This is a genomic window from Microcystis aeruginosa NIES-2549, from assembly GCF_000981785.2.
Taxonomy (GTDB): Bacteria; Cyanobacteriota; Cyanobacteriia; order Cyanobacteriales; family Microcystaceae; genus Microcystis; species Microcystis aeruginosa_C.
The window spans coordinates 1,642,673-1,655,609 of the sequence record NZ_CP011304.1 but is presented as its reverse complement, the minus strand read 5'-3'; the positions used below and the strand labels follow the sequence as shown (position 1 = coordinate 1,655,609).

The window sequence follows — 12,937 nt, the reverse complement described above, 5'->3', positions numbered from 1 at the left end:
GCCTATTTTATCCATTGTGGCATTTTTGCGTTTTAACTCTCCACCTTTACTCTCGCGCCGCTTGTCGGACTTGTTCTAAGTCTAAATCCAAAGCTTGAGCGATTTGTTCCACACTTAAACCCAAAGCAAGCAAACGGGGAATAGATTCCAGTTTAGCCTCTAGTTTTCCTCGCTCTAGTCCTCGCTCTAGTCCTCGCTCTAGTCCTCGCTCTAGTCCTTGTTCGATTCCTTCCTGTTTAGTTGCTTCCTTCCATTCCTGATAGGTTTGAGATAAGGTCATAAACACCTCTCTATCTTCAGTTTCTAGGATGTTATTTATTTCCATACTAACCCGCCAACTAATTAATAATTCCAGTACATTTTCCCGAAAAGCATTACCTTGAGGTAATTCTAACAATTCTCGCACCGCTTGGTCTTGAGTTTTTCCCCGTCCTAATAATCTTAACCAGAGAGTCTCAGCAGTCACAGGCAATTGATTAATAGCGATAATTGCCGTGCGATAAAGCGAGGGAAGAAAATAGACTCCTTCTGGCCAATCTGGGTCTAATTTTGCCCCAAATCCCTCTAAAACAGTGATACCAGCCGAAGGGGATAAAATCCATAAACGAGGGGCATTGTCTTCATTGTAACTCTGATTTTCCCGTTTAGCTTGTCTTTGCAGTTCGGCCAAAATCGTCAAAAGTTTCGCTAAACAATTACGAATCTCGCTCCGGTTGGGAGGATTGCGATAGGGTTCAATTAAGACAGTATTAAGGACAATTCTGCCTAATAATCCCAGATAATCGGGGTTGGGTTCGGGATTGGGGGAAAAAAATACATCTATCTGTCGAGTTTCATCGCTGACTTCTTTGCTGATTTCGACGATTCCCAGGGGAGAAAGTAATTGTTCAAGGTAATTTTTGGCAAATTGGTCATGGGGTTTCATGGAGTTTCTTGAATAGCTTGTCGGACTTGTTCTAAGTCTAAATCCAAAGCTTGAGCGATTTGTTCCACACTTAAACCCAAGGCCAGCAAACGGGGAATAGATTCCAGTTTTCCTTCCTGTCGTCCTTCCTGTCGTCCTTCCTGTTTAGTTGCTTCCTTCCATTCCTGATAGGTTTGAGATAAGGTCATAAACACCTCTCTATCTTCAGTTTCTAGGATGTTATTTATTTCCATACTAACCCGCCAACTAATTAATAATTCCAAGACATTTTCCCGAAAAGCATTACCTTGAGGTAATTCTAACAATTCTCGCACCGCTTGGTCTTGAGTTTTTCCCCGTCCTAATAATCTTAACCAGAGAGTCTCAGCAGTCACAGGCAATTGATTAATAGCGATAATTGCCGTGCGATAAAGCGAGGGAAGAAAATAGACTCCTTCTGGCCAATCTGGGTCTAATTTTGCCCCAAATCCCTCTAAAACAGTGATACCAGCCGAAGGGGATAAAATCCATAAACGAGGGGCATTGTCTTCATTGTAACTCTGATTTTCCCGTTTAGCTTGTCTTTGCAGTTCGGCCAAAATCGTCAAAAGTTTCGCTAAACAATTACGAATCTCGCTCCGGTTGGGAGGATTGCGATAGGGTTCAATTAAGACAGTATTAAGGACAATTCTGCCTAATAATCCCAGATAATCGGGGTTGGGTTCGGGATTGGGGGAAAAAAATACATCTATCTGTCGAGTTTCATCGCTGACTTCTTTACTGATTTCGACGGTTCCCAGGGGAGAAAGTAATTGTTCAAGGTAATTTTTGGCAAATTGGTCATGGGGTTTCATGGAGTTTCTTGAATAGCTTGTCGGACTTGTTCTAAGTCTAAATCTAAAGCTTGAGCGATTTGTTCCACACTTAAACCCAAGGCCAGCAAACGGGGAATAGATTCCAGTTTAGCCTCTAGTTTTCCGCGCTCTAGTCCGCGCTCTAGTCCGCGCTCTAGTCCGCGCTCTAGTCCTTGTTCTAGTCCTTGTTCGATTCCTTCCTGTTTAGTTGCTTCCTTCCATTCCTGATAGGTTTGAGATAAGGTCATAAACACCTCTCTATCTTCAGTTTCTAGGATGTTATTTATTTCCATAGTAACCCGCCAACTAATTAATAATTCCAGTACATTTTCCCGAAAAGCATTACCTTGAGGTAATTCTAACAATTCTCGCACCGCTTGGTTTTGAGTTTTTCCCCGTCCTAATAATCTTAACCAGAGAGTCTCAGCAGTCACAGGCAATTGATTAATAGCGATAATTGCCGTGCGATAAAGCGAGGGAAGAAAATAGACTCCTTCTGGCCAATCTGGGTCTAATTTTGCGCCAATACTCTCTAAAAGAGTCAGACTAGCGGAAGGGGATAAAATCCACAAACGAGGGGCATTGTCTTCATTGTAACTCTGATTTTCCCGTTTAGCTTGTCTTTGCAGTTCGGCCAAAATCGTCAAAAGTTTCGCTAAACAATTACGAATCTCGCTCCGGTTGGGAGGATTGCGATAGGGTTCAATTAAGACAGTATTAAGGACAATTCTTCCTAATAATCCCAGATAATCGGGGTTGGGTTCGGGATTGGGGGAAAAAAATAAATCTATCTGTCGGGTTTCATCGCTGACTTCTTTACTGATTTCGACGGTTCCCAGGGGAGAAAGTAATTGTTCAAGGTAATTTTTGGCAAATTGGTCATGGGGTTTCATGGACTGAGCAGTTAATCGATAATTCTCAATTGTATAGCTATTAAAAAAGTGGGTTTAAATAACCCACTTCTCGGGTGATGATTGGTAGTTTTTAGGATGGGAATTTTCAAACTGTGCCAGAAACTATGAGTAGCCACGGCAATTATTCTCCTTGTCAATAGTGAACAATTGTAAGATTAGACTACCTCTTCGAGAAAATCATAAATTTTATCTAATTGTTCCAAGGTCACTAAACCGTACTGCCAGAGAATCATCGGTAAATGAATTTTATCAGATTGGATCGAGCGCTCGGCCATAGCGATCGATTCTTGGGGAAGGGACAATTCCTCTTGCAGAAATTGTCGGAATTGGGAATAGGCAATCGTGGACATAGGGGTATTTTTTTCCTCAATAGTACATCTCGTGATTTTAACAAAACACCACCTGATCGGTTTCAAGGACGGTTATTTCTCTGTATCTAAGCTATCCCGATGATAGAGAGTGCTTTCCTAAAAATCGCTGGCTCTCTTAAGATAGTCCCGTTAGATCGAGCAGAATTTTGTCTCTGTTTAATCTATAGCAAGGGTAAAGATTATTCAATCTATCATTTGATAGACTATAAAAATCTTAATCGATATGGTTATATTTTAAACAGTATAAATGCGTAATAGCTGATAAAAGCCATACTCATACTTCCGGACAAGGTACACTTTCCATAAGAAAGTTAAAACCATTTTCAAAAATTAAGGTCTTGAGATAGACTCAATCTTAATTTTATCTCCTTCTTTCACTCCTAATTCTTTGGCTCGACCCCCAGCTAGTTCGATCACTTGATTAACCATGGTATTTGGACCATAGACAGGACAAGGATCCACCGCACAAGGAGGGACATTGAGCAAAACTGCTTTTACTATACCATCTTTTAGAAAAATCATGTCTAGAGGAATCGAGACATTTTTCATCCAAAACCGTGCCATCAGAGGTTGTGCAAAGGGAAATAGCATACCGCGATTCTTCTCCAAAGACGAGCGATACATTAAACCCTTGGCCTGTTGTTCGGGGGTTTTAGCCACTTCTAACTCAATCATCTGACCATTAATATCTGCTTTGGCCGTGATCGGTAATATTTGCCCTTGATTCTCAATCGTAATCTGAGCCGTCGAACTATTATTACCATTGAGATTAGTCAATTGACAACTCAGCAGCAACAAACCTAAAAATAATATTAACTTGATCTTGAGCATAAAGGATTTTTTACCAGTCATCACCAATAGTTATCAATACTTAATTTTTCTAGTATAAGTGGAGAATTAAGCAGATAAGACCCTAACACAAAGTGGCGACGGCAAATATAAAGATAGTATTAAAAATATCTAGCATGGGGTTGAGCATCCTTCCTTGAGGAGAGGGGCGGCATAGCCAGAACATATATACTAGGAAAGTTCTCAAAGTTATTGGCCGATTTTCTCCCTCAATTTTGCCCTAGTCCAGCAGCAGTCGATCGCCTTCGTAGGTTAAAATACCATTGATCGATTATTCTAGGCTCAGGAGCAATCACCATGACCGCAGAAAGTATGTTATTTAATGGGCCGATCGTGGCGATCGTTCTCGTCCTCGTCGGATTAGCTTGGGGTTTTCTCCTCCTCAAAATCCAAGGTGGAGAAGCGGAATAGCTTGTTTTTCGGTTCATGGTTACTTTATTAGTAGTCATGAACTACTTTTCTCCCGTCCAAAGTAATTAAGAGAAAATCAATAACTAAAATTTTATACCCACACCTATGACCACTCCCACGATCGAGTTTTTTGTCGGTTTATCAGAAGAATTAAGCGGTGTTAGTCTCCGCCAAAATAAAAGTACCGGGATTCGCAATGTCCTGATGACTTTTAAAACCCTGAAAGCGATCGAACGTTTCCAAAGTTTCACCACCCGCACCTACGGCGATCTCCGTCTCACCGATGAGGAAGGAGTGATTACAGTTATTCCCAACTCGACTAAGTTTATTTTTGGAGGAGATGAAGGGGATGAAATTCAACGGGTAGAATGTGGTTTTGAAATCACCGATGAACACTGGGAGCGTTTTATGCGCTTTATGAATCGTTACGCGGCAGCCAACGGTATGGGGTATCAGGATAAGTGAGAAGTGGGATGATGGGGTGTAGGGTGTAGGGAGAATAAATAAAAATAATCTCCTGACTTCTGACTCCTGACTCCTGAGTTCTGATAGTTAAAAACCAGCTAAAATAAGGATAAATTTAGTCAAGAAACCATGAAAATAGCGATTACTGGGGCGACGGGATTTGTGGGTAGTCGATTGGTGGTCAAACTCTATGATCGCGGCGATGACATCCTAATTTTGACGCGCAATCCCGATAAAACCCAGAGAATTTACCCAAAGTCAATCTATCCTAAGATAGAGATTATTCCCTATATCGCCACAGAATCGGGGGATTGGCAAAAAGAGATTTCTGGATGTGACGCGGTGATTAATCTAGCGGGGGAACCGATTTCGGAACGCTGGAGCGGTGAAGTAAAACAGGCAATCGTCGCTAGTCGGCAAATCGGCACCGAGAAAATTGTCGAGGCGATCTCGCGTAGCGAGCGCGTTGCGACCGCCTTAGCCGCCCAGAAACCGAAAGTTTTAATTAACTCCTCGGCGATCGGTTACTATGGAACCAGTGAAACCGCTAGTTTTGACGAAAATAGCCCTCCCGGTGGCGATTTTCTGGCAGATGTCTGTAAAAAGTGGGAAACAGCCGCCCAAAAAGTTAAAGATTACGGCACTCGTTTAGTCATTCTCCGCACGGGTATTGTTTTAGGCAATGGGGGTGCTTTGGCGAAAATGATCCCACCCTTCAAACTTTTTGCCGGCGGACCGATTGGCAGCGGTCGTCAATGGTTTTCTTGGATTCATCGGGATGATTTAATTAATTTAATTATCTATTGTCTCGATCGCCCAGAAATTAGCGGCACTTTCAACGCCACTGCACCCAATCCCGTCCGGATGAAAGAATTCTGTCAGATATTAGGGGAAGTAATGAATCGTCCTTCTTGGTTGCCAGTGCCAGATTTTGCCCTCGAAATTCTCTTGGGAGAAGGGGCAAAAATCGTCCTAGAAGGTCAAGAAGTGCTGCCAAAAGCCACTCAAGCGCTCGGTTTTGACTATCGTTATCCTAATCTAGAAGCGGCCTTAGAGGAAATTGTCCCGAAAATGTAGAAATCTGATACACTAGCGGGCCGAATGCTCTCAATCTATTTTTCACTCCAGACGGGATGGGAGAATAAAGAGGCAGCCACTCTCACCCCGCGCAGTTGATTTAACAGGGGTAAATGGCCCACGGGAGCGCTTAAATCCCAGATAAATTCTTGGGGGTATTTTGTCCAATTATTGCCATTTTTCCAGCCAATTTTCGGCCAGAGTTTCGGGAAATCTTGTCCCACACCTATCCATAATTTGCGCTGCACCGACCAACCGAATTTCCCTTCCGAATGAACCAACCAAAGATTATCAATAGTCTGAATATCCACACCGGGGAAAGCTTCTACTTCCGTAAAATAGACCCATTTTCTCTGTATTGCTCCTTCTCCTGCTAATTCACAGAGTTTTTGACGGGTGAGACTATCGGCAGTTTGAAAATCCTGTTTAGCCAATAATTCCTGTAAAAGTCGATAATCAATACCCTTAGCACTATCGAGGGGAACAATACCCGTGGGGAAATAATTCGCTAAAAATTCCTTGCTTTGATCGCTATTATCTTGGTATAGCAATTGATAAGCCTTCCCTGTCACCAGATTAACAGGAGTCGGGCGCCCGGCTAATAAAAAATCTCTCAATACGGTTAGTCCACCTTCTCCGTCCCCGGCTAATTGTGTCAGGATTTGTAATTGATTTTTCGGCGACTCGGTGGCTAATTGACTCATCTTACGGGTAATATCCTCGCTTTGTTCTTCTACTAACACGCCATTCTGGTCAGTCATATCATCACTTTTAAGACCACTCCTTCAATACTATTACCACTATTTCGGGGTCGCTGCTCGATTTTTTCCTGACAAAAAAGGCATTTTTAGCGGGTGGTTGATCGTACACTGAAAGAGAGAACTATTTTGGTTATCTAGATCACCGACGGTCAAATTTCCCTTGACTGAATCGGGGATGCGCGGAGATTGTAACAAAAATTATCGATTTCTTGACAAAAAACACCGCTCATGCTATCAACTGAACCTAAAATCAACAATTCCGGACAAAAATATTTAGCCTATCAAGAGTGTCTATCCCCGAATCAAACCCTGTTCCCCCTGACAGCCAAGGTTAATAACCGCGATTGTCTAGAAATCGGTGGTTGTGATGTGACCACCCTAGTGGAACGTTTCGGTTCACCCTTGTATATTGTCGATGAAGTCACCCTCCGCACTGCCTGTCGTCAATATCTGCAAGGTTTCCAGACTCATTATCCCGGAGAATCTAGGGTAATTTATGCCTCGAAAGCGTGGAATTGCCTGGCCGTATCGGCCGTGGTCGCTAGGGAGGGATTAGGTTTTGATGTGGTCTCGGCCGGAGAAATTCATACGGTGTTAACCGCTTTAGACCAGATCAATAAAACCGATGTGCCGATATACTTTCATGGTAATAACAAATCGATCGCCGAGTTAGAATATGCGATCGAGCATAACTGCATTATTATCGTTGATAACTGGCTAGAGTTAGAAAATCTGGTTAAATTAGGCGAAAATCGTCCTGATACCCCTATTCCGATCCTATTGCGGTTAACCCCCGGCATCGAGTGCCACACCCACGAATATATTCGCACGGGTCACTTAGACAGTAAATTTGGTTTTGACCCCCATCAAATCGAAGCGGTATTTGACTATGTTTTAGCTCATCGGGTGCTGAATTGTCTGGGTTTACACGCTCACATCGGTTCCCAGATTTTTGAACGTCAACCCCACCAAGACTTAGCCGCTGTGTTGGCAGATTGGTTTAAATTAGGTTTAGAACGGGGATTACCCCTAGAGCAATTAAACGTCGGTGGTGGTTTAGGGATTCGCTACCTGGAAAGTGATGACCCCCCAAGTATCGAGGAATGGGTGCAAGCGGTGTCCTTAGCAGTGGCTAAAGCTTGTCAGGAAAGAGGTATCGCTTATCCGCTGCTCATTGCCGAACCGGGACGCTCTCTGATTGCCACCGCTTGCGTAACGGCCTATACAGTGGGTAATCGCAAGGAAATCCCCGAAATCCGCACCTATATCGCCGTCGATGGCGGAATGTCCGATAATCCCCGACCGATTACCTATCAATCGGTTTACCGGGCCGTGGTCGCCAATAAAATGAGTCAAGAATGTCAGGAAGTGGTGACAATAGCTGGAAAGCATTGTGAATCTGGCGATATTCTAATTAAGGATATTACGCTACCGAAAACCAACCCGGGGGATATGTTAGTGGTTTTGGCCACGGGGGCCTATAACTACAGTATGGCTTCTAATTACAACCGCTTACCCCGTCCGGCGGCGGTAATTGTCCACAACGGAGAAGCTAATCTCATCCTTGAACGGGAAAATCTGGCGGATCTGCTGCGTCAAGACCGCTTACCCAATCGACTCTCCTTGATATAAACCTCATCGCTATCGTCCCCCATGTCGGGTTTTTTTCTGGACCCTCGCCGGTTATTGTCCTGGATTCTCAGCCATGGTCTGTCAGTCCTAGACTTTGGGTTAGTTCTCCTCCTTACCTATATGCTGCTGCTAATTATCGGCGAGCGGCGTACCTTTTGGATGGTGCGAGGACTAATCTACTTAATGCTGGCCTCGGTGATTAGCGATGCCCTAGGATTGCGCTTGCTGGGGTTAGTCCTAGAAAAATTGATTTTGGGGGCAGCCGTAGCGATTGCTGTGATTTTTCAGTCGGAATTCCGCCGTTTTTTAGAATTATTGGGCAAAGGTCAAGTGTGGGAATTATTTAAAAAAAGTTCCCCCACTCCCAAGACCGATAATGTCATTGATGAGTTAGTGGACGCGGTGAAGGATCTATCTCAAAATCGCACCGGTGCGCTGATGGTATTAGAAACCAGTGGCAATCTCGATACCAAGGTCTTTGTCAATCCAGGAGTGATGCTAAATGGTGAAGTATCTAAGGAATTAATTCAAACTATTTTTCAAACTAAAACTTTACTACACGATGGGGCTGTATTTATTCGGGGCGATCGAGTGGTGGCCGCTGGTGTTATTCTACCTCTATCGGAGCGCAGTACCTCTAGGCAATTAGGCACCCGTCATCGGGCGGCCATGGGCATCACCGAAAGGCTAGATAATTGTATCTGTATTGTGGTTTCTGAGGAAACTGGCTCGATTTCCCTCGCGTCGGGGGGTAATTTGGATCGGCCTTTAACCAGTAGTAAACTAAAAGAGCTTCTCGAAGCGAAGTTTTCTCCGTCGGGAGAGGGGGAAGTGGTCGCACCGAGTTGGGGACGTTTAGGGCGTACAATTGGCTTAAAAGGTCGTCTAATCTTAGAAAAGTTCTCCCGTTCGCCCAGCGCAACCCCCAAAGATAGAAAATGACTCTTAAACCGAGCTTGTCACCAGAATTACCTACGGATTTAGATAAAAACCGTTTGCCTCAGCACGTCGCAGTGATTATGGATGGGAACGGTCGTTGGGCGAAAAATCGTGGTTTACCGCGGATTATGGGCCATCAAAGGGGAGTAGATGCACTTAAGGACTTGCTGCGCTGTTGTCGTGACTGGGGTATTCCCGCTCTAACCGCTTATGCTTTTTCTACGGAAAATTGGGGTCGTCCCCTGGAGGAAGTGGAGTTTTTAATGACTCTATTCGAGCGGGTTTTGCGGCGCGAATTAGAGGAAATGATGCAGGAAAATGTCAAAATTCGCTTTATTGGTAATTTATCAGCCTTGCCAGAGTCTTTAAGACGGGAAATTGCTAAATCTCAAGCAGAAACTAGCAAAAATTCCGGTATTCAATTTACGGTGGCGACTAATTATGGTGGCCGAGAGGAAATTGTGCAAGCTTGTCAGGCGATCGCTCGTCAGGTGCAACAGGGTTTAATCTCCCCGGAAGCGATCGATGAATCTCTCTTTGAACAGTATCTTTATACTGCTGGGATTCCTAACCCAGACCTGTTAATTCGCAGTAGTGGGGAAATGCGAATTAGTAATTTTTTACTCTGGCAAATGGCCTACGCGGAAATCTACGTTACTGAAACCCTCTGGCCCGATTTCGATCGAGTGCAATTTCACCGCGCTTTAAAAGATTATCAGGGTCGTCATCGTCGTTTTGGCAAATTATAAGGGCCGCAGCCCAAATTGATCAAAATAGTCCCTGTGGGGCAGTTAAAGGACAATTCTTGATTTTTCACTTTTTATGTTAAACTCCCTGGGGCAACGGTTAAACCGCGACGAGAGATCGTTTGTGATCTTCTCGATTTCCCCAATACGGTAATCCGTAAATCGGCTGGAGCTAGACTTTTTCCCCAGCTAAAATAAAATAGGATGGAGAATAACTATCGACAATAAGCCGTTTTAAGATTATGGGATTCTTTGACTCAGAAGTGGTTCAACAGGAAGCTAGACAGCTATTTGAGGATTACCAGTCTCTCACACAACTGGGCAGCGAGTACGGTAAATTCGATCGAGAGGGGAAAATAATCTTTATCGATAGGATGGAAGAGTTAATGGAACGCTACAAGATATTTATGAAGCGTTTCGAGTTATCTGAGGATTTCTCCGCCCAAATGACCGTAGAACAGCTAAAAACCCAATTAGGTCAATTTGGTATGACTCCCCAAATGATGTTCGACCAAATGCAGCAAACCCTTGAGCGGATGAAGGCAGAAATTCGCTGAAATTGCCGATATTTATCGGGTATTGGCTGTCTTCTACCCGATATGCCCTCTCCAGTTTACTGCTCGGAAAATTGGGGTTTCTGCGGTTTTTTGAGAACGACGATCCAATAATTTTAAGTAGGTTAGCTGATGAACTCCAGGCCAGATTCACAAGAGAATATTGAGCCACCTCAGTATAGTGAAAAAACTAACCGCATTCAGGCGATCAGTCAACTGATTAAGGCGATCACCCCGTTAATTTGGGCTATAGTTGTTCTAGTGGTTATCGTGCCTCTTTTAGGGAAAATTTGGCTAGGAAATGCGGGCAATGAACCGTTAAAAACTAGGGTTGCTACTGAAACTAACCTAGAGATTCCCATCACTATACCCCAAAAATCTAACAGCAAAATCGATCGGGAGATTAGCCAAGCTTTACAGACAGCGAGAGCAAATTCTCAAACATTTGCCCTAGGAGAAATTGAGGCATGGGTGAAGGAGTTGATGACAAGAGTAGATCAGGGTTTTCTGCCTTGGTATTTTAACTATTTCAATCAAAAACAATTTGAGGGCAAGGCCTTTTTAAGTGGATTATACTCCTCGATCGCTCACTGGGTCAATACAGATAATCCACCCCCGGAACAGGTAGTGGCAGAAAATTTGACCAAAACTATTCAAACCGAGTTTACCAAACGGGTAATTCGTCCCCAAGAGGCCCAGTTGCGTCTAGAGAGAATTACTAGGGATGCCGTTAATTTATATGTCAGTAATTTAAGCAATGAATTAGAGAATATTCAGGCCAGTTATCAAATTCCCCAAGGTAAATGGGACCGTTATCTTAGTGATATAGCCATAACAATTCAAGATACCGAGGGCAATATTTCTAACACATCAATTAAACTTTTAGTCGGTGGTGCCACTGCTTTAGGAGTTAAATCTATGATTCCAGTGATGAAAGTTGGCAGCACAGTTTACTTGTCCCTAGCGGGAAAAACGGGGGCGAAAATTGCCACTAAAACCGGTGGAGCAGTAGCGAGTAGTTTTGGGGCAGAATTAATTGATCCAATCGTGGGAATTGGTTTGATAGTGTGGGATTTATGGGACTATCAGCACCGGGTAAACATTGAAAAACCGATTCTGCGAGATGCCATTTTTAATTATTTACAAGAAGTCAAATACGATCTAGTCAATAATCATCAAGGTAGCGTCCTTTCCTCTATTTATCAAATTGAGGCCAGTGTCAATAAATCCTTAGTGAGAACCTAAATAAAATGATCAAATTCTAACTGCGCCATCGTAAAATCTGTGCTTTAATGGGGTTGACAAAATCACGTTTTTCTGCTTGAGATTTTTCGTATTCTTGCTTGAGGCGATAATACCATTTGGCCTGGGTATCGGCATCATCAATTAACATCAAAGCCGGATGATAACTAAGTCCTTCCTGTTGTTTAATCACCACATCGCGATCCTGTTTGAGGAATTGTAGGGTTAAATAACGCAAAAGAGGGGTTAAAAATGCCAACCAAGGAATCGTATAGTATAAACTTTGATGGACTTCGCAGTGATTTTCATCGATGGGAGTAATTGCCGTAAAAGCACAAGCTAAATGGCGGTCGCCTCGTAGTATTTCTGTACGCACCGAGGGCAATTCAAAAACAATTTCAATCGATACTTTATTACCCAAAATTTTATAGGGTTTCGCACTTACAGGCATATCATAGGGAGCAAGACGAAAACCGAGGGGGACAGGTTCGTATTGTTTTTCCTTGACCCGAAATTTGCGCGGACCGCTGCGCCACCACCAAGAAGTATGAACGTAGGGACCGTGGGCCGGATCCATCAATCCCACCACTGCATGGTCAATATTGCAGTCAAAAGTGATAGTTTCGGCTACTTTGGGGGTAAGTTTGCCAAAAGCGCTAATAGTCGGCACAGGAGGCAGATTTTCTCGATTAATTTCTCTTTTTGAGTCTGCTGGAATAAACACCCAGATATGACCTTGTATTTCGCGACAGGGATAACTGGTGACACAAATTCTGCTAATATCAAGGCGATCGTGTTCCGTTAATGAGGGGATCTCAGAACAAACGCCATCGCTAGTATTAAATTTCCAGCCATGATAGCAACAGTACACCCCATCTCCTTCAATCCAGCCATGGTGCAGCGGAATGCCACGATGGGGGCAAATATCCCGCAATGCGAACACTTCTCCATCCTCTCTCCTGCCAACAACAATCGGTTCACCTAGCATTTTTTTGGCCATTAGCTGACCGGGTTTAAGTTTATTTGCTGGTGTGGCCACATACCAAAAGTCGCGCAGTAAGCTAGTCATAGGGTTTCTCTGGAGAGCTTCGATCGTTCATCCTATCATTAGAAATCAAGATTATACCTTATGGACGTAACTGGATTCGAACCAGTGACCCCATCGATGTCAACGATGTACTCTAACCAACTGAGCTATACGTCCGCACGAATTGTTAT

Annotated in this window: 15 protein-coding genes and 1 tRNA gene; 8 read left to right on the top strand and 8 right to left on the bottom strand. The window is 43.6% G+C overall.

Features of this window, described 5'->3' with window-relative positions; genetic code table 11:
• Positions 1 to 46: 46 nt before the first annotated feature.
• The 5 genes from myaer_RS07955 to myaer_RS07935 form a co-directional block, all read right to left on the bottom strand.
• Positions 47 to 925: a flagellar assembly protein H gene (locus myaer_RS07955; protein WP_046661693.1), complete on the bottom strand. Its 879-nt coding sequence runs from the start codon at positions 923 to 925 to the stop codon at positions 47 to 49.
• Positions 922 to 1,758 (bottom strand): Rpn family recombination-promoting nuclease/putative transposase, encoded by an 837-nt coding sequence (locus myaer_RS07950; protein WP_046661692.1) that lies wholly within the window; start codon positions 1,756 to 1,758, stop codon positions 922 to 924. Before myaer_RS07950 ends, myaer_RS07955 begins: the two co-directional genes overlap by 4 nt.
• Positions 1,755 to 2,651, bottom strand: a complete 897-nt coding sequence (locus tag myaer_RS07945) for a flagellar assembly protein H (protein WP_046661691.1) — start codon at positions 2,649 to 2,651, stop codon at positions 1,755 to 1,757. The genes myaer_RS07950 and myaer_RS07945 overlap by 4 nt, the downstream gene beginning before the upstream one ends.
• A gap of 176 nt (positions 2,652 to 2,827) precedes the next feature.
• The gene (locus myaer_RS07940) at positions 2,828 to 3,022 is read right to left on the bottom strand and encodes a DUF2949 domain-containing protein (protein ID WP_002732568.1); all 195 of its coding nucleotides are present in this window, start codon (positions 3,020 to 3,022) and stop codon (positions 2,828 to 2,830) included.
• 351 nt (positions 3,023 to 3,373) lie between these two features.
• Complete coding sequence (locus myaer_RS07935) at positions 3,374 to 3,895, bottom strand: DUF192 domain-containing protein (RefSeq protein ID WP_080949724.1); 522 nt, start codon at positions 3,893 to 3,895, stop codon at positions 3,374 to 3,376.
• A gap of 294 nt (positions 3,896 to 4,189) precedes the next feature.
• Between myaer_RS07935 and myaer_RS07930 the strand changes: the two genes are divergently transcribed.
• The 3 genes from myaer_RS07930 (at position 4,190) to myaer_RS07920 (ending at position 5,845) form a co-directional block, all read left to right on the top strand.
• Entirely contained in the window at positions 4,190 to 4,303 is a 114-nt protein-coding gene (locus tag myaer_RS07930; RefSeq protein ID WP_002731506.1) for a PetM family cytochrome b6-f complex subunit 7, read from the top strand.
• 105 nt (positions 4,304 to 4,408) lie between these two features.
• The gene (gene psb28 / locus myaer_RS07925) at positions 4,409 to 4,768 is read left to right on the top strand and encodes a photosystem II reaction center protein Psb28 (RefSeq protein WP_046661690.1); all 360 of its coding nucleotides are present in this window, start codon (positions 4,409 to 4,411) and stop codon (positions 4,766 to 4,768) included.
• A 129-nt stretch (positions 4,769 to 4,897) separates the two neighbouring features.
• A complete protein-coding gene (locus myaer_RS07920; protein WP_046661689.1) occupies positions 4,898 to 5,845 on the top strand; it encodes a TIGR01777 family oxidoreductase in 948 nt (315 codons plus the stop codon).
• 35 nt (positions 5,846 to 5,880) lie between these two features.
• Here myaer_RS07920 and myaer_RS07915 read toward each other — a convergent pair whose 3' ends face one another.
• Positions 5,881 to 6,606, bottom strand: a complete 726-nt coding sequence (locus myaer_RS07915) for a GUN4 domain-containing protein (protein ID WP_046661688.1) — start codon at positions 6,604 to 6,606, stop codon at positions 5,881 to 5,883.
• A gap of 228 nt (positions 6,607 to 6,834) precedes the next feature.
• On the opposite strand from myaer_RS07915, the gene lysA reads away from it, so the two are divergent.
• The 5 genes from lysA (at position 6,835) to myaer_RS07890 (ending at position 11,722) form a co-directional block, all read left to right on the top strand.
• Entirely contained in the window at positions 6,835 to 8,238 is a 1,404-nt protein-coding gene (gene lysA, locus myaer_RS07910) for a diaminopimelate decarboxylase (protein ID WP_046661687.1), read from the top strand.
• Positions 8,239 to 8,259: 21 nt separating this feature from the next.
• On the top strand, positions 8,260 to 9,180 hold the full coding sequence (gene cdaA, locus myaer_RS07905) for a diadenylate cyclase CdaA (protein WP_002757027.1): 921 nt from the start codon (positions 8,260 to 8,262) through the stop codon (positions 9,178 to 9,180).
• Positions 9,177 to 9,926, top strand: coding sequence for a polyprenyl diphosphate synthase (gene uppS / locus myaer_RS07900; protein ID WP_046661686.1), 750 nt, complete (start codon positions 9,177 to 9,179; stop codon positions 9,924 to 9,926). Before cdaA ends, uppS begins: the two co-directional genes overlap by 4 nt.
• 239 nt (positions 9,927 to 10,165) lie before the next feature.
• A complete protein-coding gene (locus myaer_RS07895) occupies positions 10,166 to 10,480 on the top strand; it encodes a DUF1825 family protein (RefSeq protein WP_002738222.1) in 315 nt (104 codons plus the stop codon).
• Between the two features lie 129 nt (positions 10,481 to 10,609).
• Positions 10,610 to 11,722 carry a hypothetical protein gene (locus tag myaer_RS07890; RefSeq protein WP_046661685.1) on the top strand — a complete coding sequence of 371 codons (1,113 nt, stop codon included), beginning with the start codon at positions 10,610 to 10,612 and terminating at the stop codon, positions 11,720 to 11,722.
• 16 nt (positions 11,723 to 11,738) lie between these two features.
• Here the strand turns inward: myaer_RS07890 and myaer_RS07885 are convergent, their stop codons facing one another.
• Together myaer_RS07885 and myaer_RS07880 are read right to left on the bottom strand one after the other, a co-directional pair.
• The gene (locus myaer_RS07885) at positions 11,739 to 12,788 is read right to left on the bottom strand and encodes an aromatic ring-hydroxylating oxygenase subunit alpha (protein ID WP_046661683.1); all 1,050 of its coding nucleotides are present in this window, start codon (positions 12,786 to 12,788) and stop codon (positions 11,739 to 11,741) included.
• Between the two features lie 61 nt (positions 12,789 to 12,849).
• Positions 12,850 to 12,923, bottom strand: a tRNA-Val gene (locus myaer_RS07880).
• Positions 12,924 to 12,937: the final 14 nt, after the last annotated feature.

Coding starts and splice junctions, on each gene's coding strand:
- myaer_RS07955 (WP_046661693.1), bottom strand. CDS start 925: ATGAAACCCCATGACCAATTTGCCAAAAATTACCTTGAACAATTACTT.
- myaer_RS07950 (WP_046661692.1), bottom strand. CDS start 1,758: ATGAAACCCCATGACCAATTTGCCAAAAATTACCTTGAACAATTACTT.
- myaer_RS07945 (WP_046661691.1), bottom strand. CDS start 2,651: ATGAAACCCCATGACCAATTTGCCAAAAATTACCTTGAACAATTACTT.
- myaer_RS07940 (WP_002732568.1), bottom strand. CDS start 3,022: ATGTCCACGATTGCCTATTCCCAATTCCGACAATTTCTGCAAGAGGAA.
- myaer_RS07935 (WP_080949724.1), bottom strand. CDS start 3,895: ATGACTGGTAAAAAATCCTTTATGCTCAAGATCAAGTTAATATTATTT.
- myaer_RS07930 (WP_002731506.1), top strand. CDS start 4,190: ATGACCGCAGAAAGTATGTTATTTAATGGGCCGATCGTGGCGATCGTT.
- psb28 (WP_046661690.1), top strand. CDS start 4,409: ATGACCACTCCCACGATCGAGTTTTTTGTCGGTTTATCAGAAGAATTA.
- myaer_RS07920 (WP_046661689.1), top strand. CDS start 4,898: ATGAAAATAGCGATTACTGGGGCGACGGGATTTGTGGGTAGTCGATTG.
- myaer_RS07915 (WP_046661688.1), bottom strand. CDS start 6,606: ATGACTGACCAGAATGGCGTGTTAGTAGAAGAACAAAGCGAGGATATT.
- lysA (WP_046661687.1), top strand. CDS start 6,835: ATGCTATCAACTGAACCTAAAATCAACAATTCCGGACAAAAATATTTA.
- cdaA (WP_002757027.1), top strand. CDS start 8,260: ATGTCGGGTTTTTTTCTGGACCCTCGCCGGTTATTGTCCTGGATTCTC.
- uppS (WP_046661686.1), top strand. CDS start 9,177: ATGACTCTTAAACCGAGCTTGTCACCAGAATTACCTACGGATTTAGAT.
- myaer_RS07895 (WP_002738222.1), top strand. CDS start 10,166: ATGGGATTCTTTGACTCAGAAGTGGTTCAACAGGAAGCTAGACAGCTA.
- myaer_RS07890 (WP_046661685.1), top strand. CDS start 10,610: ATGAACTCCAGGCCAGATTCACAAGAGAATATTGAGCCACCTCAGTAT.
- myaer_RS07885 (WP_046661683.1), bottom strand. CDS start 12,788: ATGACTAGCTTACTGCGCGACTTTTGGTATGTGGCCACACCAGCAAAT.